The organism is Phenylobacterium sp. Root1290, assembly GCF_001425305.1.
In the GTDB taxonomy this organism is placed as follows: domain Bacteria; phylum Pseudomonadota; class Alphaproteobacteria; order Caulobacterales; family Caulobacteraceae; genus Phenylobacterium.
The window spans coordinates 647,588-668,843 of the sequence record NZ_LMEE01000002.1 but is presented as its reverse complement, the minus strand read 5'-3'; the positions used below and the strand labels follow the sequence as shown (position 1 = coordinate 668,843).

Below are 21,256 nucleotides of genomic sequence, written 5' to 3'. Positions count from 1 at the left end.
CATGGGCATGGCCGCCCGTGTTAGATGGCCCCCAGGACCTCGCCGGTCCTGGGGGAGTTCCTATGACCTATGTCGAACAGGTGGTTCAGTGGCTGCGTGACCGCCTGGCTCGGGAGCCGTCGCTGGCCGATCCGCGCGAACTGAACGTCGCGCTGCGGGTCCTGGCGGTGTGGCGTTCGCGCGCCATCGCCAACGGCTATATCCGCCAGTACGGCGCGAAGATCATGCAGGGTCCGTTCGCCGGCATGGACTACGTGACCTCGGCCACGGAGGGGGCGCTGACTCCGCGACTGATCGGCACCTACGAATCCGAGCTTCACCCCTATCTGCGCGACTTCGCGGCCAAGGACCTGGACTGCGTCATCGATGTCGGCTGCGCGGAAGGCTACTACGCCGTCGGCCTGGCCCGGATGATGCCGGCCGTCACGGTCCACGCCTTCGACATTCAGGCGCATGCGCGATCGGCATGCGCCGAGCTTGCGGCCAAGAACCACGTCACCGACCGGGTGATCATCGGCGAGCGGTTCGAGCCCGACGGCTTCGAGGCCTTCAAGGACCGCCGTTGCCTGGTGCTGGTCGACATTGAAGGCGCCGAGGACGACCTGTTGCGGCCTGACCTGTCGCCCGCCCTGGCCGGCATGGACCTGATCGTCGAGACGCACGACGTCTATCGTCCGGGGGTGCTTGAGCGCCTGGTGGAGCGTTTTGCCCCGACCCACGACATCGTCCGTCTCGATCCCCAGCCCAAGACCCTGCCGCTGCCGGACTTCCTGAAGAGCGCGAGCCACCTCGATCAGTTGCTGGCGGTCTGGGAATTCCGCCTGCAGGCGACGCCCTGGCTGGTGATGACACCGAAAGCCTAGGCGAGCGCGGCGGCGAGCATTTCGGCCAGGTCGCCCTTCGGCGCGACCTCGACCCGGTCCAGTCCCAGCCAGCCGGCCATCAGCCTCAGCTCGGCGGCCAGCAATGCGGGCGTTGCGGCGTTCGCGTCCGGCTCGGCGTGGGCGGCCTGGACCATCAGCGCTCCCCTCTTGCGTTCGGCCTTCAGGTCGACGCGGGCGGTGATCGCCTCGCCCTGCAGGAACGGCAGCACGTAGTAGCCGTGCACGCGCTTGTGGGCCGGGGTGTAGATCTCCAGCCGCACCCTTGTCCCGAACAGCCGCTCGGTGCGATCGCGGAACCAGATCAGGTTGTCGAATGGCGACAGCAGGGCGTTGGCGGTGATCCTGCGGGGACGCCGCGCCTCGCGGCGCAGATAGGCGCCGTTCTCCCAGCCCTTGACCTTGACCGGCGTCAGGTCGCCGGCCTCGACGAGTTCGGCGATCCGGGCCTTGGTCTCAGCCACACCCATGCGGAAGTAGTCGCGTAGATCCCGCTCGGTGGCGACGCCCTGGGCGCGGGCGGCGATCCTCAGCAGCTCGCGCTGCGCCTCCTCGCGCGGCGGCGGCTCGGCCAGGGCGGCCTGCGGCAGCACCCGTTCCGGCAGGCCGTAGACCCGCTCGAAGGTTCCGCGCCGCGTCGCGGCGGTCAGGTCGCCGACCCAGAACAGGCACTCCAGCGCCCGCTTGCCCTCGCTCCATCCCCACCAGCCGCCTGCGCCCTTGGCGCCGAGACTGAGCTCGGAAGCCGGCATCGGCCCGCGGGTCTCGATCTCGGCCAGACACTTGTCGATGAAGTCGCCGTGGCTGCGCAGAAACCGCGCGACGCCTTTCCAGACGCCGACACCGGCGCGGGCGTCGTCCATCCGCCACTTGAACAGGGGATGCATGGCGGCGGGCATCAGCGAGGCCTCGTGCGCCCAGTATTCGACCAGCGCCGGCCGCTTGCCCCAGGCGATCTCCTCCAGCAGCGGCCGCGGATAGGCGCCCAGGCGCGAGAACATCGGCAGATAGTGGGTGCGCGAGACCACGTTGACCGAGTCGATCTGGACGACCCCCAGCCGCTCGATGGTCTTCAGCAGATGCCGCTTTCCGGCCGTCGTCGGCCGGCGCTCAGCGAACCCTTGCGCGGCCAGCGCGATGCGCCGGGCCTCGCGGGCCGAGATCTCCTCCACCCCCACGCGCCGGCCGCTACTTGTTCAGGCGGCCTTCGGCGATGGCGCCGATCTCGAACGGGAACAGCACCTTGTCGTCCGGCGCGTCGACGGCGTCGGCGACTTCCTTGGGCGCGATGGTCTTGATCAGGTGCCGCATGACGTTGATCCGCGCGACCTTCTTCTTGTCGGTGACGACGCAGGTCCAGGGCGAGACCGTCTGGTGGGTGCGGGTCAGCATCGTGTCCCGCGCAGCGCTGTAGTCGGCCCACTTTTCCTGGGCGACATCGTCCAGCGGGCTGGTCTTCAACGCCTTCAGTGGATCCTCGCGGCGCGCTTTCAGCCGCTCGGCCTGCTCCTCCTGGCTGATGTCGAGCCAGATCTTCACCAGCTTGAGCCCGCTCTCGACCAGCATCTCCTCGAAGTGCGGCACGTCGCGCAGGAAGATCTCCTGGTCCTTCTGGCTGGAGAACCCCATCACCCGTTCGACCCCGGCGCGGTTGTACCAGGAGCGGTTGAAGATCACGACCTGGCCGGCCGACGGCAGAAACGGCACATATCGCTGGAAGTACCACTGGCTGGATTCCAGCTCGGTCGGCTTGGGCAGCGCGACCACGCGGGTGGCGCGGATCGACATATGCTCGGTGATCCGGCTGATCGCGCCGTCCTTGCCCGCCGCATCGCGGCCTTCGAAGATGACCAGCACCTTGTCGCCCGCCTTCATCGCGTGCTGCTGGTAGCGCACCAGGGCCAGCTGCAGCTCCGCGAGCTCGGCCTCGTATGCATCGTCAGTGTCTGACTTCGCCATGGATCGAAGCCTAGTCCTGAACCCATGCCCAGGGCTAGAACCTCGTTCATGATCCGTCTCTACGTCGCCGCCGATCTCGCCCAGGATGTCGCCTTCGGGCTCGACCATGGCCAGAGCCACTATCTCACCTCGGTGATGCGCCGGGGCGTGGGCGACGAGGTGCTGGCCTTCAACGGCCGGCACGGAGAGTGGCGCGCGGTGATCGAGGTCGCCGGCAAGCGCGGGATGATTCTTCGGCCCACGGCGCTGGAGCGGGCCCAGGCGCTGGGGCCGGATCTCGATCTCGTGATCGCCCTCGTCAAACGCAGCCGGGTCGAGACGATCGTCGAGAAGGCCGCCGAGCTGGGCGCGCGCCGTGTGCGTCTGGTGATCACGGAGCGCACCAACGCCGAACGCACTCGCGTCGATCGCCTGGCCGCCATCGCGGCCGAAGCCGCCGAGCAGACCGGCCGACTCGATGTCCCGGAAATCTTCGAGCCTGTGAAGCTCGGAAAGCTGATCGAGGGCTGGGACGCCTCGCGCCGCCTGCTGTTCTGCGACGAGGCTGGCGACGCCAAACCGGTCCTCCAGGCCTTGGAGGGCGCGCCGCCGGCGCCCTGGGCGATCCTTGTCGGGCCGGAGGGCGGCTTCTCGCCGAGCGAACGCGAAGCCCTGCGGAACCTTCAGTTCGCTACGCCCGCTTCCCTGGGGCCACGGATCCTTCGGGCTGACACCGCCGCCATCAGCGCGCTCACACTTTGGCAAGCTGCTCAGGGCGATTGGCGTGGTCTTGAGGTTTCCTGAATTGCGCCCACCTGTCTGAGCGGCGTAAAGATCGCGCCGCTTTTGGCTGGATTGGGCTGGGGAGAACGAGATGGCCGACGTCGTGACCGACGAGCGACCCCTCACGCTGGAGGACCTGGTCCGCTGGTTTGAGGCGGGCGAAAAGCCTGCCAGCGCTTGGCGCGTGGGCGCCGAGCACGAGAAATTTGTGTTTCGCCTGGGGACCGGCGAGCCGATTCCCTATGACGGCCCGGCCGGGATTCAGGCGCTGTTGAACGGCCTGACTCGTTTCGGCTGGAAGGGCGTCTACGAGGGCGAGAACATCATCGCGCTCGAGCGCGGCATGGCCAATGTCAGCCTCGAGCCGGGCGGACAGTTCGAACTGTCCGGCGCCCCGCTCGAGACCATGCACGAGATCTGCGAGGAAACCGGCCAGCACCTCACCGAGGTGAAGACCGTCGCCGACGAGCTCGGTCTAGGTTTCCTTGGTCTCGGCTTCACGCCGCTCTGGCGGCGCGACGAGATCCCGGTGATGCCCAAGGGCCGCTACAAGATCATGCGCGAGTACATGCCCAAGGTCGGCAAACTTGGCCTCGACATGATGTTCCGCACCTGCACCGTCCAGGCCAACCTCGACTTCGGGTCCGAGGCCGACATGGTGGCCAAGTTCCGCACCAGCCTGGCGCTGCAGCCGATCGCCACCGCCCTGTTCGCCAACTCGCCCTTCATCGAGGGCAAGCCGTCCGGCTTCCTGTCGGCGCGGGCCAACGTCTGGACCGACACCGATCCCGACCGCACCGGCATGCTGGACTTCGTCTTCGCCGACGGCTTCGGCTACGAGACCTACGCCAACTACGCCCTCGACGTGCCGATGTACTTTGCCAAGCGTGACGGCAAGTACGTCGATCTCGCCGGCCGCTCGTTCCGCAAGTTCATGGCCGGCGAACTGGCCGAACTGCCTGGCGACCGTCCCAGCCTCAAGGATTGGGCCGACCACACCACGACCGCCTTCCCGGAAGTGCGCCTCAAGCAATACCTGGAAATGCGCGGCGCCGATTCGGGTCCGTGGAGCCGCCTCTGCGCGCTGCCGGCGCTCTGGGCTGGCATCTTCTACGACCAGGCCGCGCTCGCCGCCGCCTGGGACCTCTGCAAGGACTGGCAAGTCGAGGATCACGAGCGCCTGCGCGCCGACGTGGCCCGCCTGGGCCTCAAGGCCCAGGTCGGCGGCCGCACCGTGCAGGACGTGGCCAAGGACATGGTCGCCATCGCCAAGCAGGGCCTGAAGAATCGCAACCGGCTCAGCGCCGGCATGGTCGATGAGAGCGGCTACCTGGCCGAGCTCGAAGAGATCGCCGATAGCGGGATCACCCCCGCCGAGCGGCTGCTGGACCTCTACAACGGCCCGTGGAAGGGCGACGTGCGCCGGGTGTTCGAGGACTTCGCCTACTGATCATGCACGTCGGCTCGTGCCATTGCGGGGCCGTCCGCTTCCAGGTCGAGGCCCAGGTCACCGAGCTCACCACGTGCGACTGCTCGCTGTGCGTGAAGAAGAATGCCGTCATGGCCAAGGTGCACGAGAGCGCCCTGACCATCACGGCGGGCGAGGAGCTGCTCTCGCTCTATCGCTGGAACACCGGCCGGGCGCGGCACTATTTCTGCAGTCGCTGCGGCGTCTACACCTTCCACCGCAAGCGGGCGGCGCCCGATCACTTCGGGATCAACGTCTTCTGCCTCGACGGCTTCGATCCGGGCGCGATTCCGGTTCGGGCCGCCGAGGGGGCCGGCATGACGCTGGAGGACCAAGACGCGCGACCGGAATGGTCGGGACCGCGGACGCCCTGATCCATTACGGCGGCTAGCCCTCGGGCGAAGGCGAAGTGACGTTCGGCGGCCAATGGTCGCGCTGGCTGGCGCCGGAACCGCTGTCGGTGTGCTGCACGATCTCGTTCACCGCGGCGTGCGGGTGCTTTGGATCGACCAGCATGTCCTCGACCGCATAGACCTCGACCTTGTCCGGGTAGAAGGCCAGGCGGCCACGGATGGCCTCCATCGCCGGATAGGGTTCCTCGTAGGTCCAGACCGCGTTCTCGGCGAAATGGCCGTCCATCAGGATCGTGTAGTACGCGGCGTCGCCCTTGTACGGGCAATGGGTTTTGCGGTCCGAGCGGGAGAAGTACTCCATCGAGACGTCCGCGCGCGGGAAGTAGACGACCGGCGCGTACTGGGCCTCGGTCAGCACAAGCACATCGCCGCTGTCGGCGATGACGTGCTCGCCGTACATGGCGCGCCAGCGGGTCTTGCCGGGGGTGATCTCGATCGGATGGTCGGGGCCGGGGGTCAGCATGGGGGACGCTCCTCCTTGGTCCTGGTGCAACGCTCAAGGTGGGGTCTAGGCTCCCACATCGCCAAGCTTCAGGCGCCCGATTGCTTGTGCTCCGCCCGGCCGCGTGATCTTCTCCCGCCAAATTAGCCGGCGGGGGCGAAAACGACCCTCCTCAAGGAGCCGGCAGTCCAAGGAATCGGAACACCGCCCTCATGAACATCGTAGTCCTTTTGGGGATCGTCATTACCCTGGCGACCGGGATCCCCGTTCTCATGCAGTTGCTCAAACAGCATCCGCGGGGACTGATCATCCTGTTCTTCGCCGAGATGTGGGAGCGGTTCTCCTACTACGGGATGCGGGGCATCCTGATTTTCTATCTGACGCAGCACCTGCTGTTCGACGACGCCACCGCCGGGGCGCAATACGGCTCCTACACCAGCCTGGTCTACCTGCTGCCGCTCATCGGCGGCCTGCTCGCCGACCGTTACCTGGGCACCCGCAAGGCCGTCGCGTTCGGCGCCCTGCTGCTCGTCGCCGGTCACCTGACCATGGCGGTCGAAGGCACGCCCGCGACCCAGCAACTCGTCTACGGCGGTCAGAAGTACGAAGTCGTCGCCGAGGGCCGGATGGAATCCCGCTCCGTGAAGCTGATGGTTGGCGACAAGGCCTATGACTTCGGTCCCGCCGAGGGCGGCGGCCTGGAGATCAAGGGACTGCAGGCCGGCGGTCCGCTGCCGACTGTCCTGCCCAAGGACAGCTACACGATGGAGAAGCAGATCGACCCGGTCGGCAAGAACGCCTTCTACCTCGCCATCTCGCTGATCATCATGGGCGTCGGCTTCCTGAAGCCGAACATCTCGACCATCGTCGGACAGCTGTATCCGCAGGGCGATCCGCGCCGCGATTCAGGCTTCACCCTCTACTATTACGGGATCAACCTCGGCGCCTTCTGGGCCTCGGTTCTCTGCGGCCTGCTGGGCCAGACAGTCGGCTGGTGGGCGGGCTTTGGCCTCGCCGGCGTCGGCATGGCGCTGGGCTGGGTGGTCTTCGTGCTCGGCAAGCCGCTGCTCCAGGGCAAGGGCGAGCCGCCGAACCTCGAACTGCTGAAGGCTCCGATCGCGGGCCCGATCAACCGCGAATGGTTGATCTACATCCTCGCCATCCTCGGCGTCGCGCCGATCTGGCTGCTGGTCCAAAGCAATCAGATGGTTGGCTGGGCGCTGGGGATCTCCACCGTTCTGGCGCTGGCGTTCATCGGCTACTTCCTGATCGTGAAGTGCAGCAAGATCGAGCGCGAGCGCATGCTGCTGGCGCTGGTGCTGATCTTCGGCTCGGTCGTGTTCTTCACCCTGTTCGAGCAGGCGGGCACGTCACTGAACCTCTTCGCTGCGCGCAACGTCGACCTGATGGGCATTTCCGCGGCCCAGACTCAGTCGTTCAACGCCGGCTTCATCCTGATCTTCGCGCCGATCTTCGCGGCGATGTGGGCCTGGCTCGGGGCGCGGGGACGTGACCCGAACCCGGTGATGAAGTTCGGCTTCGGCCTGCTGCAGGTCGGCCTCGGCTTCCTGGTCGTGGTCTGGGCGCAAGGCTTCGCAGACGACAGCTACCGTCTGCCGCTGATCATGCTGGCGCTGCTCTACATGCTGCACACCACGGGCGAGCTCTTCCTCTCGCCGGTCGGGCTCTCGCAGATCACCAAGCTCTCCGTGGCCTCGGTGGTGTCGTTCATGATGGCGGTGTGGTTCCTCGCCTCGTCCATCGCCCAGTTCGTCGGCGGGGCCATCGCCGGCGCGATGGGGACGGAGACCGTCGGCGGCCAGGTGCTGGACCCGGCTGCGGCGCTGGCCACCTCGATGGATGGCTTCAACAAGCTCGGCTGGGCCGGCGTCGGCGTCGGCGTGGTCTTCGTGCTGCTGAGCTTCTTCATCAAGCATTGGGCCCACGGCGTGAACGACACTGGTCCGGCTCAGCCCGAGCCGATTGCGCCCGTGCTGGACGGCGAACGTCAGGCGGTCAGCCCGGCGGCGATCCGCGCCGACCGCGAGAGCTGATCTCTCCGGTCGCCGGACCATGAAAAAGGGGCCGGACGCAGCGATGCGTCCGGCCCTTCTTCATTTCGGCGCTCAGGCTCCGAAGGTCTTGCGCACGCGGACGAAGTACATGCGGCCGAAGTCCAGCTCGCGGTCGTCGGTGAACAGCACCGCGCTGGAACCGCGCGGCCCATCATAGACGGTTCGCGTGCGGCGCAGGCCGCGCTCGGTGATGTTCGGCAGCTCGAAGCGCACGATGATGTCCTGCCGCGCGCGCCACTCGACGAACGGCCGCACGAAGGTCCTCAGCTTGAAGGTCGACACCTCGTTGAACCGGTAGCTGGTCTCGCGCCAGCCGCCGTAGACGTCCACGCCCCAGGTCAGCCGCCATTGCGGTACGTCCTGCGACAGCGTCGCCTCCCACTCCAGCGGCCGCAGCTTGGAGATTTCCCGGCTCTCGCCGGTGGTCGGGTCGGTCACCTCTGAACGCCGCCAGGTGGCCTCGCCCTTCAGCTGGGCCCCCGTCAGGCCGAAGCGCCCCAGCGGCGCCGTCAGGTTCAGCACCAGCTCGTCCTTCTCGCCATCGCCGATATTGGCGGGCGAATCGAAGACCGCGACGTCCGTGAAGATCGGCGCGCGATCGATGACGTCGGTCAGCATCGAGCGTCGCAGCGTCACCCCGACCACGCCGTCCTTCCAGAACCGCTGTTCGATGGCCACTTCGCTGACCCAGGCCTGCTCGGGGTTCAGGTCTGGATTGCCGGCGGTGACGACGCCGGTGTTGAGCGAGGAGTCGGCGACGAAGTCGTCGAAGGAGAGCTGTCCCACGACGCGCTCGAAGCGCAGCCGCACCTGGGTCGTCTCGGTCGGCGCCCAGGCCAGGGCCAGCCGCGGCTTGAGGAAGCGCAGGCTCTTTTCCAGCGCCACATCGCCGGACGACGAGATCGACGAGGCCTCGTAGCGAAGGCCGCTCTCGATCGTCCATTCGCCGGTCGGCCGCCAGACGCCTTTGGCGAACACCTCGCCGCGGTTCTCCTCGACGACGACGTTTGCGGCCGGCAACGCCACGGGCACGCCGTCGGACATCAGCCGCGTCTGGCTGTCGAGCTTGTTGAACGCGCCCTCCGCGCCGGCCTCGAGCGAGAGCTTCTCGCTGGCGCGGTAGGAGAGCACGCCCCGGCCGATGGTCTCGCTGCTGTCGCGTTGGAGGTTGAACCGCCCGTCTTCATCGGGAGAGGCGAACACCGACGAGATCTCCCGGTCCCTGGTCTGTCGCAGGCCGAGCAGATCCAGCGTTGCGCGCGAGCCGAGGTCGCGGGTGAAGCGGCCTCCCAGTTCAGTTTCGTAGGTGTGGTTGACGTCGTCGGTGGTCGCCAGGCTCGGGGACGGGAAGACGAAGACGTTGTCTTCCTTGTACTTGAACTTCTCCCAGAACAGACGGCCGTTGACGCGCAGCTTGCCGCCGAGGATCGGCTGCTCGTAGGCGCCGGTCAGGGTCTGGTTGCCGACGCCGCCGCTCGAATCGATCTGGCTGACCCTGATCGGTGCGCCGTCGGGCCCCACGGTCACGCCAGGCCCGAAGTCGCCGCCGTCGTCGGCGCCGAAGCCGTAGCGGGCCGAGCCTTCCCAGTTGCGGCCGTCCTTGCCGCCCGAGAGCTCAAGGCGGAAGCCATGCAGATTGCGGCCGTCGTAGATGTGGTTGTTGGCTACCGCGACCAGGCCCTGCAGGCCGCCGCCCGGCTTGCGGATCACGTTGGCGATCACCGTGCGGCCCTGCATGTCGATTCCCGGCGCGCCGCCGCGGATCAGGTCGATGCGCTCGATCTGCGCCACCGGGATGCGGCGCAGCAGTTCGTCCAGGGGATCGGTCTTGCTGGTCGGGCGCTGACCGTCGACCAGGGCGTTGCCGCCGCCGCCCTCGAACCCGCGGATCTTGTCGCCGGTGTCGAGCGCGAAGCCGGGCAGGCGCAGCAGCATCTCCCAGGCGTTGGCCGCCTGGCTGTCGGCGAAGAACGCGGTGGGGTAGCTGATGACGCCTTCGGTTGGGGCGGCGCTGCTGGCGGCGGGCGCGGGTTGGGCCTGGACGCTGCCTGCCGGCTCGGGCGCGGCAAGGGCGAGTGCGGCGGCCAAGGCCGATACGGTCATGTAACATTGCTCCCCAAAGACGCAGGCAAGTGACCTGCGCCCGGGGTGTCGCGCCAATTAAATCCAGGAAAGGTGGATTAAATTCCTGAAAGAAATCCGATGATTACCTATCGGTAACCATCGGCGGGCCGCGTCAGATGCTGGTGCCGCCGACCGTCAGCCCGGTGAGCTTCAGCGACGGCTGGCCGACGCCGACCGGAACGCTCTGGCCAGACTTCCCACAGACGCCGACGCCGGAGTCGAAATCGAAGTCGTCGCCGATCATCGTCACCCGCGTCAGGGCCGAGGGACCGTCGCCGATCAGGGTCGCGCCCTTCACCGGGGTGGTGATCTTGCCGTTCTCGATCAGGTAGGCCTCGGTGCATTGGAAGACGAACTTGCCGTTGGTGATGTCCACCTGGCCGCCGCCGAAGTTGGCGCAATAGAGCCCGCGCTTGGTCGAGGCGATCATCTCCTCGCGCTTGTGATGGCCGCCCATCATGGCGGTGTTGGTCATGCGCGGCATCGGCATGTGAGCGTAGGACTGGCGCCGCCCGTTGCCGGTGGCGGTCAGGCCCATCAGCCGCGCGCTCATCCGGTCATGCATGTACCCGACCAGGATGCCGTCCTCGATCAGGATGGTCCGCTCGGTCGGCGTGCCTTCGTCGTCGACGGTCAGCGAGCCGCGGCGGCCGGGCAGGGTGCCGTCGTCGAACACGGTGACGCCCGGCGCGGCCACGCGCTGGCCGATCTTGCCGGAAAACGCCGAGGTGCCCTTGCGGTTGAAGTCGCCCTCCAGGCCGTGGCCGACCGCTTCATGCAGCAGCACGCCGTTCCAGCCTGGGCCGAGCACCACGTCCATCTCACCCGCGGGGCAGGGAACGGCGTCCAGGTTGACCAGGGCCTGGCGAATGGCCTCGTCGGCCTGCGACTGCCACTTGTCGGGAGCGATCCAGGCCTCGAAGCCGGCGCGGCCGCCGGCGCCCGAATAGCCGCTCTCGCGCTTGCCGTCTTTTTCCATGGTGACTTGGACGTTCACCCGGCACAGCGGCCGCACGTCCCGGATCAGCCGGCCGTCGGCGCGCAGAATCTCCACGATCCGGCGCTCGCCGGCGATGCTGGCCATCACCTGCACCACGCGCGGATCGCGGGCCCGCACCCAGGCGTCGATTTCCTGCAGCAGGGCGACCTTGTCGGAGAAGGCGGGCGAGGCGGTGGGGTCGTCTTCGCCATAGAGCTTGGTGTTGGTCGCGCGCGGGCCTTCCGCCGACACGCCGGAATATCCGCGCTTGGCCAGGGCCGACGATTGCGCCGCGCGCTTCATCGCCGCCTCGGAAACTTCGCTCGAGTGCGAGTAGCCCGCGGTCTCGCCAGCGACGACGCGCAGGCCGAAGCCTTCCGACGAATCATAGGAGGCCGACTTCAACCGTCCGTCGTCGAACAGGAAGGCCTCGCTCTCGGAACGCTCGACAAACAGCTCGCCGTCGTCGGCGCCCACGAGCGCCTCTCCGAGGATTTCCCGGGCTCGTTCAGGCGAGACGCCGACGGAGTCGAGGATCGAAGCGGAGGGGGCGAGGGCGTTCATCGGCGGTCTGCTTTCGAGAGGCGAGCGCCCAGAAATAGGTGTTCGTGGACCGAACGTCACCCCAAACCGCCCGATGCCCGGCGGTTTGCCGGCAGGTTCTTGGAAGCTGACCGGCTTAACCTTCCGAAGTTACGCCAAATCACCGCTTTTTCGGCGTGTCCGGACAGTCCGAAGCCGCTCCATTGCGAGACATTGCGCCATAGGGGGTCTTAGCGCCTTGGCAAGCTAGGGGAGAGCGCGTATGCACCCCGGCTTAAGGGCGGGGCCTCGCGGTTTGCGGGGCGCTTCGTCTTGATTTCAGTCGGCGGGGGCGATCGTCTTTCGCGAGGCGCGGCCGGCCAAGCAGACCGAGGGGACATGAAGTCTAGGGTTCAGGGCATGCGGACGTGGGCGGCAGCCGCCGCGGCGGGCGCAACGTCGGCGTTCTGGGGCGTCCAGGCGTTCGCAGAGGAATTGATGGGTCAACCGACGCCGAAGGGCATCGGGCTCCAGCCGGCCGCTGCGCCGCTGAAGCATGCGGCGCACGATTTCCACAATCTCATTCTGCTGCCGATCATCACGCTGATCTGCGTGTTCGTGCTGGCCCTGCTGATCTGGGTTGTCGTGCGCTACAACAAGCGCGCCAACCCGGTTCCGGCGAAGTGGAGCCACAACACCGTGATCGAGGTGATCTGGACGGTCGTTCCGGTCCTGATCCTGATGGGTATCTCCATCGTCTCGTTCAAGCTGCTGTTCGCCTATCACGACATGCCCAAGCCGGATTACACGGTGAAGGCCACCGGTTATCAGTGGTACTGGGGCTACGAGCTCCCGGACCAGAAGGTCGGCGAGTTCGTCTCGAACATGCTGCCCGAGGACGAAGCCGAGAAGCGCAAGGTTCCGTTCCGCCTGGCCGCCACCGAGCCGCTCGTCGTCCCGGTCAACAAGACCGTCCGCGTGCTGGTCACCGGCGCCGACGTGATCCACGCCTTCGCTCTGCCGGCCTTCGGCCTGAAGATCGATGCGATCCCCGGCCGGATCAACGAAACCTGGTTCAAGGCCGAGCGCACTGGCACCTTCTATGGTCAGTGCTCGGAACTGTGCGGCGTCGACCACGCGTTCATGCCGATCGAAATCAAGGTCGTGACCCAGCCCGAGTTCGAAGCCTGGGTGGCTTCGAAGGGCGGTTCGATGGTTCCCGACGCGCCGGCCGCTCCGGCTGCCGCGGCTCCGGCGGCTCCCGCCGCCGAGGCTGCGCCGGCCGCTGACGGCGCTGCGACCCCGGCTGCTGCGACGGCGCCCGCCGCCGCGGCTCCGGCCGCCGCCGCTCCGGCCCCGACCTCCACGCCCGCCGCGCCCGCCGCGGCGCCGGCCGCGAAATGAGCTTAGGACATAGTAAGATGGCACAAGCCGCAGCTCACGATCATCACGACGAAGCCGAACACAAGCCAGGCTTCATCGCTCGCTGGTTCTTCTCCACGAACCACAAGGACATCGGCACCCTCTACCTGCTGTTCGCCATCATGGCGGGCTTGGTCGGCGGCGCGCTTTCCGGCCTGATCCGCTGGGAACTGGCCGAGCCGGGCATCCAGATCTTCAAGGAAGGCTCGTCGATCCAACTGTTCGGGCTCGTTGAGCAGTCGAAGCATGGCTACAACGCCGTGGTGACTGCGCACGCCCTGATCATGATCTTCTTCATGGTCATGCCGGCCATGATCGGCGGCTTCGGCAACTGGTTCGTGCCGCTGATGATCGGCGCGCCGGATATGGCCTTCCCGCGGATGAACAACATTTCGTTCTGGCTGCTGGTGGCCGCCTGGATCCTGCTGCTGGTCTCGATGTTCGTCGACGGCGGCCCGGGTAAGGGCTTCGGCGGCGGCTGGACGGCGTATCCGCCGCTCTCGACCAGCGGTCACGCAGGTCCGTCGATGGACGCCGCCATCCTGGCGCTCCACCTCGCCGGCGCCTCCTCGATCCTCGGCGCCATCAACTTCATCACCACGATCTTCAACATGCGCGCGCCGGGCATGACCCTGCACCGTATGCCGCTGTTCGTGTGGTCGGTTCTGGTCACCGTCTTCCTGCTGCTGCTCTCGCTGCCCGTCCTGGCCGGCGCGATCACCATGCTGCTGACCGACCGTAACTTTAACACCCACTTCTTCGATGCGGCCGGCGGCGGCGACCCCGTCATGTACCAGCACCTGTTCTGGTTCTTCGGTCACCCGGAAGTGTACATCCTGATCCTGCCGGGCTTCGGCATCATCAGCCACATCGTCTCGACCTTCTCGCGCAAGCCGGTCTTCGGTTACCTGGCCATGGCCTACGCCATGGTGGCCATCGGGTTCATCGGCTTCGTCGTGTGGGCCCACCACATGTACACCGTGGGTATGAGCATCAATCTGCGCGCCTACTTCGTGGCGGCCACGATGGTCATCGCGGTGCCGACCGGCGTGAAGATCTTCTCCTGGATCGCCACGATGTGGGGCGGCTCCATCGACTTCAAGACGCCGATGCTCTGGGCGATGGGCTTCATCTTCCTGTTCACCGTGGGCGGCGTCACCGGCGTGGTCCTGGCGAACGCCGGCATCGACTACACCCTGCACGACACCTATTACGTCGTGGCGCACTTCCACTACGTGCTGTCGCTGGGCGCCGTCTTCGCGATCTTTGCGGGCTTCTACTACTGGTTCGAGAAGATCTTCGGCGTGAAGTACCGCGAGTGGCTGGGTCAGGTGCACTTCTGGGTCATGTTCATCGGCGTGAACCTGATCTTCTTCCCGCAGCACTTCCTCGGCCTGCAAGGCATGCCGCGCCGCTACGTCGACTATCCGGAAGCCTTCACCTACTGGAACCAGGTCTCGTCGGTCGGTTACCTCGTGACCCTGGTCGCCGTGGGCATCTTCATGGTGGTTCTGATCGACGCGATGATCTTCCGCCGCAAGGCCGAAGCCAATCCGTGGGGCGAAGGCGCCACGACGCTGGAGTGGACCCTGTCCTCGCCGCCGCCGTTCCACCAGTTCAACGAACTGCCGGTGGTCAAGCCGGACCTCCACTAGGTCCGGCTCCCCAAAGACCTCTGCGGGGCGCGGGCTGGGACATTCCAGCGCGCGCCCTTCGGTCGTTTTGAGAGTATTGTGATGGCCATGTCGCCAGCCCTTTCACGCTCCAGCGCGCCCCCCCGGTGGCAGGACTACGTCCAGCTGCTCAAGCCGCGCGTCATGTCGCTGGTGATCTTCACCGCGATCACCGGCCTGGTGTGCGCCAACGCGCCCATCAACCCGGTGCTCGGAGCCATCGCGATCTTCTGCATCGCTGTCGGGGCCGGCGCGTCGGCCGCCTTCAACATGTGGTACGACGCCGACATCGACGCCAAGATGCGCCGCACGCGCGGCCGCCCGGTGCCGGCGGGCAAGGTCCAGGGCGCCGACGCCCTCGCCATGGGCGTGGTGTTGTCGCTGTTTTCGGTGATGCTGCTGGGCATGACCACGAACTGGCTGGCCGCCGGTCTGCTGGCCTTCACCATCTTCTTCTATGCCGTCGTCTATACGATGTGGCTGAAGCGCTCGACGCCCCAGAACATCGTCATCGGCGGCCTCGCAGGCGCGCTGCCGCCGGTCATCGGCTGGGCCGCGGCGACGGGAACGGCGCCGCTGAACGCCTGGCTGCTCTGCGCGATCATCTTCATGTGGACCCCGCCGCACTTCTGGGCGCTGTCGCTGTACACCAGCGAGGACTATCAGAAGGCCGGCGTGCCGATGATGCCGGTCACCGCGGGCGCAGCCTCGACCCGCAAGCAGATCCTCATCTACAGCCTGCTCTTCGTGCCGCTGTGCATTGTGCCGGCGCTTACCGGACTGGGCGGCCTGACCTATCTGGTCGTCGCCGCGCTGGGCGGGCTGATGTTCCTGTTCCTGGCCTGGCGGGTCTTCAAGAGCCGCGCCGGCGAGACCGGCGGCCAGCGCAATGACGACGGCCTCTATGACGTGAAGGCGAGTTCCAAGGACGCGCGCAATCTCTTCGCGTTCTCGATCCTCTACCTGACCCTTCTGTTCGCCACCCTGCTGGCCGAGCACCTGCTCGACCTGCCTGCCGTCGGAGTATTCTCGTGAGCGAGCCCACCCCCGATCCGACCGTCGAAGCCCGCGCCCGCCGCGGCCGCAACATCGCGTTGGCGCTGGGCCTAGTGCTGTTCGTCGTCCTGGTCTTTGTCGTGACCGTCGTGCGTCTGGGAGGCAGTGTTGGCCAGCGGCCCTTCTAAGCCAGAGCAGTCACCGCTCCAGAAGCGCAACCGCAAGGTCGCGCTGATCGCCGCCACGGGCTTTGTGTTCATGGTCGGGGCGGCCTTCGCCTCGGTGCCGCTCTACAAGGCCTTCTGCCAGGTGACCGGCTTCGACGGCACCGTCCGCAAGGCCGAGGCGGCGCCAGACACGGTTCTCGACCGCAAGCTGACCATCCGGTTCGACGCCAACATTCGTGAACTGCCCTGGACCTTCACCGCCGAGCAGGTGACCCAGGAAGTGAAGATCGGCCAGACCGGCCTCGCGTTCTTCAAGGTCACGAACAACAGCGACAAGCCGCAGACCGGCCGGGCGATCTACAACGTCGTGCCCGAATCGGCTGGGGCGTATTTCCAGAAGCTCGAGTGCTTCTGCTTCTCGGATCAGACGATTCCGCCGAACACGACCATCGAATTCCCGGTCGTCTACTTCGTCGATCCGAAGTTCGCGAAGGACTTCGAGACCCAGGGCAAGGGCGAGGTGACCTTGTCCTACACCTTCTTCCCGTCGGTTGAGGCGCAGCGCGGCGAAAAGCGCGCGGACGCCACGCCGTCAAAGCACTCTTCCGCCCTTGGCGTTCCGGCCAAGGCGGGGCTATAGCACACGCGAATTGTCATTCGCCGGCCCGAGAGAGGGGTTGGCGTCTGTGAGATCTGAGAGGGGTTAGGACCGAAATGGCCCACGGCGAAGTTAAGCACGACTACCACCTGCTGCCGCCCAGCCCGTGGCCGCTCGTGGGCTCCCTGTCCGCGACGATCATGGCGATCGGCGGGGTCATCTGGATGAAGGGCATGTTCGGCCTTCCGGAGGGCTTCCCCTGGGTGTTCTTCATCGGCCTCGGTGGCGTGCTCTACACCATGTGGGGCTGGTGGTCGGACGTGATCAAGGAATCGAAGGCGGGCGACCATACCCCCGTCGTCTCGATCGGCCTGCGCTACGGCATGATCATGTTCATCGCGTCCGAAGTGATGTTCTTCGTGGCGTGGTTCTGGATCTTCTTCGAAATGGCCCTCTTCCATGAGGCCCGGACGCTGTCGTCGATCGAGGAAGTCCGCGCGGCCTGGGCCACTTGGCCTCCTGCCGGTATCGAGACGGTTCCGGCCTGGAACCTGCCTCTGCTGAACACCCTGATCCTGCTGCTGTCGGGCACCACCGTCACCTGGGCGCACCACGCGATCCAGCAAGGCGACCGCAAGGGCACCAAGATCGGCCTGGCCCTGACCATCGCCCTCGGCGCCGTCTTCACCCTGGTGCAGGTGTACGAGTACATCCACATCCTGGATCACAAGTACTTCTTCGGCGGCGAAGGCGCGGAGAACTCGGGCCTCTACGGTTCGTCCTTCTTCATGGCCACGGGCTTCCACGGCTTCCACGTGCTGATCGGGACGATCTTCCTGGCCATCTGCCTGATCCGTCTGCTGCGTGGCGGCATGTCCCCGCAGAAGCACTTCGGCTTCGAAGCCGCCGCCTGGTACTGGCACTTCGTCGACGTCGTCTGGCTCTTCCTGTTCGCCTTCATCTACGTGGTGTTCGGCGGGGCGGGCCACTAGGCCCGCCGATATGGACAGCCCCAATCCGCTGCTGGCGGGCCTTCGCGGCCGCTGCCCGAACTGTGGAGAGGGGCGTCTGTTCCAAGGCTTCCTGAACGTAGCCCCCGCCTGCGAGCGGTGCGGCTACGATCTGGCCAAGGCCGACTCTGGCGATGGTCCCGCGGTCTTCGTGATCCTGATCGCGGGCTTCGTCTGCGCCTTCGCCATGCTCTTCACCGAGCTGACCTTCGCGCCCCCGGTGTGGGTGCACATCCTGATCTTCCTCCCCATGACGCTGGCTGTGTGCATCGGCCTGCTGCGGCCGTTGAAAGGCCTGATGCTGGCGGCGCAGTTCGCCAACAAGGCGTCGGAAGCCCGCCATGACTGACGTCGCCCGTCGTTTTCCCATCGGGCTGACGATCGCGGTCGGCGTCTCCCTGATCATTCTCCTCGGGCTTGGCGGCTGGCAGCTCCAACGCCTCAGCTGGAAGGAGGCGCTGCTGGCGCGGGTCTCGGCCCTGCAGGCGGCCCCGGCCACCTCGGGCGAAGCGGCGCTGGAGCGGATGGCCGCCGGCGCCGATCTCGACTTCACCCGTGTCCGGCTGACCTGCCCCGGTCTCGCCAGCGCGCCGTTCCTGGAGCTATTCTCGGTCCGCGAGGGCAAGGCCGGATCGCGCCTGATCTCGGCCTGCCGGGTCGCCGGCGGCGGCTACCAGAGCATCCTGGTCGACCGCGGGTTCGTTCGCGACGACGTCTCGGCCCGACCGCGGGTGAACGTCTCAGACCTGGCCCCGGTGGAAATCGTCGGCGTGCTGCGCGCGCCGGAGCCGGGCAATCGGTTCAGCCCGCCCAACGACGTCGCCGGCAACCGCTGGTACGTCCGCGACACCGCGGCCATGGCCCTGGCGCTGAAGGCCGACGCCCCGGCTCCGCTGTTCCTGATGGCGGAGGTCTCGTCCAATCCCGACTGGCAGGCGCTGGATCCAGCGCCCCTGCCGGCTGAAATCTCCAACCGTCACCTCGAGTACGCCCTGACCTGGTTCGGCCTTGCCGCCGCCCTGGTCGGCGTCTATGCCGCCATGCTCTGGCGGAAACGGAAGTCTTGATGCGGTACGTCTCTACGCGGGGGCAGTCGCCCTCGGTCGGCTTTGTCGATGCGGTGCTCGCCGGCCTGGCGCCGGACGGCGGCCTCTATGTGCCGCAGGAGTGGCCTGAGTTCACCCGCGACGAGATCGCCGCCTTCGCCGGCCGGCCCTATGCCGAGGTCGCGACCGCGGTGCTGGCCAAGTTCGTGGGCGACGAGATCGATCGCGAGACGCTCGGCGAGATGTGCGTCGAGGCCTATTCCAGCTTCGCCCACGCCGCTGTCGTTCCGGTTCGCCAGATCGCTCCGGGCGGCTTCATCGCCGAGCTGTTCCATGGGCCGAGCCTGGCCTTCAAGGACGTGGCGATGCAGCTGCTGGCGCGGCTGTCGGATCACGTGCTGGGCAAGCAGCAGCGGACCCAGACCATCCTCTGCGCGACCTCCGGCGACACCGGCGGCGCGGCCGTCGAGGCCTTCCGCGGGCGCAGCAACACCAAGATTGTCGTCATGTTCCCCGACGGCCGGATCTCAGAGGTCCAGCGCCGCTTCATGACCACGGCCGAGGAGGACAACGTCCGCTGCGTGGCGGTGGACGGTGACTTCGACGATTGCCAGGCGATCCTGAAGACCTCGCTCTCCGACGCCTCGCTGAAGCAGTCGGTCGGCCTCTCGGCCGTGAACTCGATCAACTTCGCGCGCATCGTCGCCCAGAGCGTCTATTACTTCACCGCCGCGGTGGCCCTGGGCGCCCCGCATCGGCCGGTCTCGTTCGCCGTGCCGTCGGGCAACTTCGGCGACGGCTTCGCGGGCTTCGTGGCCAAGCGCATGGGCCTGCCGATCGACCGGATCATCGTCGCGACCAATTCCAACGACATCCTGGCCCGCGCCTTCGAGGACGGCCGCTACGTGCGCGGCGTCACCGCCCCGACCCAGTCGCCGGCCATGGACATCCAGTCCGCTTCGAACTTCGAGCGCCTCTATTTCGAGTGCGTGCGGCGGGACGGCCTGGAGACCGCGCGCGCGTTCTCCGCCTTCGCCGAGACCGGCGGCGTCGACATTCCCCCGCAGGCCCTGGCCACGATGCGCGAGACCTTCACCGGCATCGCCATCGGCGAGGGCGACACCACGCGGACCATCGTCGCCACCCTGCGCGAGACGGGCGAGCTCATCGATCCGCATACTGCAGTCGGCGTCTGCGGCATGCAGCGCGGACGCGGCGCCACTGCGGCGCCGATCGTCGTGCTGTCGACCGCCCACCCGGCCAAGTTCCCCGAGACGGTCGCGGCCGCCACGGGCGAGACGCCCGTGATGCCGCGGACCGCCGCGCACCTGGCCGGCAAGAGCGAGCGCTTCGACCGACTTCCGGCCGACGCGGACACCATCAAGGCCTATGTGCGGGCCTTTGCGGAAGGCTGAGGCTCTGCCCAACATCCACACGCTGAAGAACGGGGTCCGGGTCGTCTGCGACCCCATTGATGGGCTCGAAACCCTGGCGCTGTCGGTCGTCGCCGGTCGCGGCGCGCGATCGGAGGACGAGGCCCGTTCCGGCTGGTCGCACCTGCTCGAGCACATGGTGTTCAAGGGCGCGGGCGACCGTTCGGCTCGCGACATCGTCGAGGTGATCGAGGCCGAGGGCGGCCAGATCAACGCGGCCACCGGCTATGAACGGACCAGCTTCCAGATCCGGGCGTTGAAGGGCGGCCTCGACCTCGGCAGCGCGGTGCTGGCCGACCTGTTGCAGCGGCCGACCATGGACGCCGGCGACCTCGCCCGTGAGATCCAGGTCGTGGGGCAGGAGATCGCCGAGGCCGCGGACACGCCTGACGACCACGTCTTCGAGATGGCCCAACAGGCCGCCTTCGAAGGGCAGCCGCTGGGCCGTCCGATCCTGGGCACCGACGAATCGATCGCACGCGCCACGCCGGCCACGCTGGCCGACTGGCGGGCCGCGCTCTACGCCCCTGACAGCCTGGTGGTGGCCGCCTCCGGCGCGGTCGACGAGGACGAACTGCTGGCGCTTGCCGAGCGCGACTTCGGCCAGGCGGCCGGGGAGGGCGCGAGCGTCCCATCGCCCGCGAGCTTCGTCGGCGGCGCGCGGACCACCTCGAAGTCGCTTGAGCAGGCGAATCTGGTCTTCCTGTTGCCGGCCGTGGGCGTGCGCGACGAGGCCTACTTCGCCCTGCGCCTCTATGCCGAGATCCTGGGCGGGGGCATGGCCTCGCGACTGTTCCAGGAGGCGCGCGAGAAGCGTGGCCTGGCCTATGCCGTCGACGCCTATTCCGAGACCTATGCCGACACCGGGGTGCTGGGCGTGTTCGCCGGCTGCGCCGCCAAGGACGCCGCCGAACTGGCCAAGGTCGCGGCCGAGGAGATCAAGGGCATGGCGGCCGGCGTGGAGGCCGCCGAGCTCTCGCGCGCCAAGGCGCAGTTGAAGGCCTCGATGTTCATGGCCCGGGAGCAGCCGCTGTCGCGCGCCGAGCAGGCGGCGGCTCAGGTGCTGCTGTTCGGACGCACCCTGCCGCCGGCCGACCTGGCCGCCCAGATCGACGCGGTAAGCGCCGACGACATCGCGCGGCTGGGCGCCCAGATCCTGGCTCCGGGCACGGCCGCGACCAGCGTGCTGGGGCCCAAGGGCGCGATGAAGGCCAAGGGCGCCTTCCAGCGGGCGCTGTTCGGCTAGTTCGACGACGGTCGGACGAAGGCTGGCCTTGACGGATTCC

The 21,256-nt window shown here is 67.3% G+C and carries 20 protein-coding genes; 15 read left to right on the top strand and 5 right to left on the bottom strand.

The annotated features are described in order from the left end of the window. Positions 1 to 62: 62 nt before the first annotated feature. Positions 63 to 863: a methyltransferase gene (locus tag ASC79_RS12715; protein ID WP_056016760.1), complete on the top strand. Its 801-nt coding sequence runs from the start codon at positions 63 to 65 to the stop codon at positions 861 to 863. On the opposite strand, the gene ASC79_RS12710 is transcribed toward ASC79_RS12715, so the two are convergent. Continuing rightward, the gene (locus ASC79_RS12710) at positions 860 to 2,053 is read right to left on the bottom strand and encodes a winged helix-turn-helix domain-containing protein (protein ID WP_056016757.1); all 1,194 of its coding nucleotides are present in this window, start codon (positions 2,051 to 2,053) and stop codon (positions 860 to 862) included. The two genes, ASC79_RS12715 and ASC79_RS12710, sit on opposite strands and share 4 nt — an antisense overlap. Before the next feature lie 16 nt (positions 2,054 to 2,069). Next, complete coding sequence (gene ppk2, locus ASC79_RS12705) at positions 2,070 to 2,840, bottom strand: polyphosphate kinase 2 (RefSeq protein WP_056016754.1); 771 nt, start codon at positions 2,838 to 2,840, stop codon at positions 2,070 to 2,072. A 48-nt stretch (positions 2,841 to 2,888) separates the two neighbouring features. Here ppk2 and ASC79_RS12700 point away from each other — a divergent pair, with 48 nt between their 5' ends. From ASC79_RS12700 to ASC79_RS12690, 3 genes are all read left to right on the top strand, one after another. Beyond that, the gene (locus ASC79_RS12700; RefSeq protein WP_056016751.1) at positions 2,889 to 3,623 is read left to right on the top strand and encodes a 16S rRNA (uracil(1498)-N(3))-methyltransferase; all 735 of its coding nucleotides are present in this window, start codon (positions 2,889 to 2,891) and stop codon (positions 3,621 to 3,623) included. Between the two features lie 70 nt (positions 3,624 to 3,693). Further along, positions 3,694 to 5,052, top strand: a complete 1,359-nt coding sequence (locus tag ASC79_RS12695) for a glutamate--cysteine ligase (protein ID WP_056016748.1) — start codon at positions 3,694 to 3,696, stop codon at positions 5,050 to 5,052. A 2-nt stretch (positions 5,053 to 5,054) separates the two neighbouring features. Continuing rightward, positions 5,055 to 5,444: a GFA family protein gene (locus tag ASC79_RS12690; protein WP_082532093.1), complete on the top strand. Its 390-nt coding sequence runs from the start codon at positions 5,055 to 5,057 to the stop codon at positions 5,442 to 5,444. Between the two features lie 13 nt (positions 5,445 to 5,457). Here ASC79_RS12690 and ASC79_RS12685 read toward each other — a convergent pair whose 3' ends face one another. Continuing rightward, on the bottom strand, positions 5,458 to 5,946 hold the full coding sequence (locus ASC79_RS12685) for a DUF427 domain-containing protein (RefSeq protein WP_056016745.1): 489 nt from the start codon (positions 5,944 to 5,946) through the stop codon (positions 5,458 to 5,460). A gap of 191 nt (positions 5,947 to 6,137) precedes the next feature. Here ASC79_RS12685 and ASC79_RS12680 point away from each other — a divergent pair, with 191 nt between their 5' ends. Then, positions 6,138 to 7,979 carry a peptide MFS transporter gene (locus tag ASC79_RS12680; RefSeq protein ID WP_056016742.1) on the top strand — a complete coding sequence of 614 codons (1,842 nt, stop codon included), beginning with the start codon at positions 6,138 to 6,140 and terminating at the stop codon, positions 7,977 to 7,979. A 72-nt stretch (positions 7,980 to 8,051) separates the two neighbouring features. Here the strand turns inward: ASC79_RS12680 and ASC79_RS12675 are convergent, their stop codons facing one another. Both ASC79_RS12675 and tldD read right to left on the bottom strand, forming a co-directional pair. Next, positions 8,052 to 10,103 (bottom strand): TonB-dependent siderophore receptor, encoded by a 2,052-nt coding sequence (locus ASC79_RS12675; protein WP_056016739.1) that lies wholly within the window; start codon positions 10,101 to 10,103, stop codon positions 8,052 to 8,054. A 133-nt stretch (positions 10,104 to 10,236) separates the two neighbouring features. Next, the gene (gene tldD / locus ASC79_RS12670) at positions 10,237 to 11,667 is read right to left on the bottom strand and encodes a metalloprotease TldD (protein WP_056016733.1); all 1,431 of its coding nucleotides are present in this window, start codon (positions 11,665 to 11,667) and stop codon (positions 10,237 to 10,239) included. A gap of 357 nt (positions 11,668 to 12,024) precedes the next feature. Between tldD and coxB the strand changes: the two genes are divergently transcribed. The 10 genes from coxB to ASC79_RS12625 all read left to right on the top strand — a co-directional run bounded on the left by coxB (position 12,025) and on the right by ASC79_RS12625 (position 21,216). Continuing rightward, positions 12,025 to 13,029, top strand: a complete 1,005-nt coding sequence (gene coxB / locus ASC79_RS12665) for a cytochrome c oxidase subunit II (protein ID WP_056016730.1) — start codon at positions 12,025 to 12,027, stop codon at positions 13,027 to 13,029. Between the two features lie 17 nt (positions 13,030 to 13,046). Beyond that, a complete protein-coding gene (gene ctaD, locus ASC79_RS12660; protein ID WP_056016727.1) occupies positions 13,047 to 14,702 on the top strand; it encodes a cytochrome c oxidase subunit I in 1,656 nt (551 codons plus the stop codon). Positions 14,703 to 14,783: 81 nt separating this feature from the next. Then, positions 14,784 to 15,755: a heme o synthase gene (cyoE, locus tag ASC79_RS12655; protein WP_056016724.1), complete on the top strand. Its 972-nt coding sequence runs from the start codon at positions 14,784 to 14,786 to the stop codon at positions 15,753 to 15,755. Further along, the gene (locus ASC79_RS21285) at positions 15,752 to 15,904 is read left to right on the top strand and encodes a hypothetical protein (protein ID WP_162244292.1); all 153 of its coding nucleotides are present in this window, start codon (positions 15,752 to 15,754) and stop codon (positions 15,902 to 15,904) included. The genes cyoE and ASC79_RS21285 overlap by 4 nt, the downstream gene beginning before the upstream one ends. 70 nt (positions 15,905 to 15,974) lie before the next feature. After that, entirely contained in the window at positions 15,975 to 16,523 is a 549-nt protein-coding gene (locus ASC79_RS12650) for a cytochrome c oxidase assembly protein (RefSeq protein ID WP_235528682.1), read from the top strand. 74 nt (positions 16,524 to 16,597) lie between these two features. Further along, the gene (locus ASC79_RS12645; protein ID WP_056016718.1) at positions 16,598 to 17,473 is read left to right on the top strand and encodes a cytochrome c oxidase subunit 3; all 876 of its coding nucleotides are present in this window, start codon (positions 16,598 to 16,600) and stop codon (positions 17,471 to 17,473) included. A gap of 10 nt (positions 17,474 to 17,483) precedes the next feature. Further along, the gene (locus ASC79_RS12640) at positions 17,484 to 17,840 is read left to right on the top strand and encodes a DUF983 domain-containing protein (RefSeq protein WP_056016715.1); all 357 of its coding nucleotides are present in this window, start codon (positions 17,484 to 17,486) and stop codon (positions 17,838 to 17,840) included. Continuing rightward, entirely contained in the window at positions 17,833 to 18,558 is a 726-nt protein-coding gene (locus ASC79_RS12635) for an SURF1 family protein (protein WP_056016712.1), read from the top strand. The genes ASC79_RS12640 and ASC79_RS12635 overlap by 8 nt, the downstream gene beginning before the upstream one ends. Then, complete coding sequence (gene thrC / locus ASC79_RS12630) at positions 18,558 to 19,952, top strand: threonine synthase (protein ID WP_056016709.1); 1,395 nt, start codon at positions 18,558 to 18,560, stop codon at positions 19,950 to 19,952. The genes ASC79_RS12635 and thrC overlap by 1 nt, the downstream gene beginning before the upstream one ends. Further along, positions 19,939 to 21,216, top strand: a complete 1,278-nt coding sequence (locus tag ASC79_RS12625) for a pitrilysin family protein (RefSeq protein ID WP_235528650.1) — start codon at positions 19,939 to 19,941, stop codon at positions 21,214 to 21,216. The genes thrC and ASC79_RS12625 overlap by 14 nt, the downstream gene beginning before the upstream one ends. Positions 21,217 to 21,256: the final 40 nt, after the last annotated feature.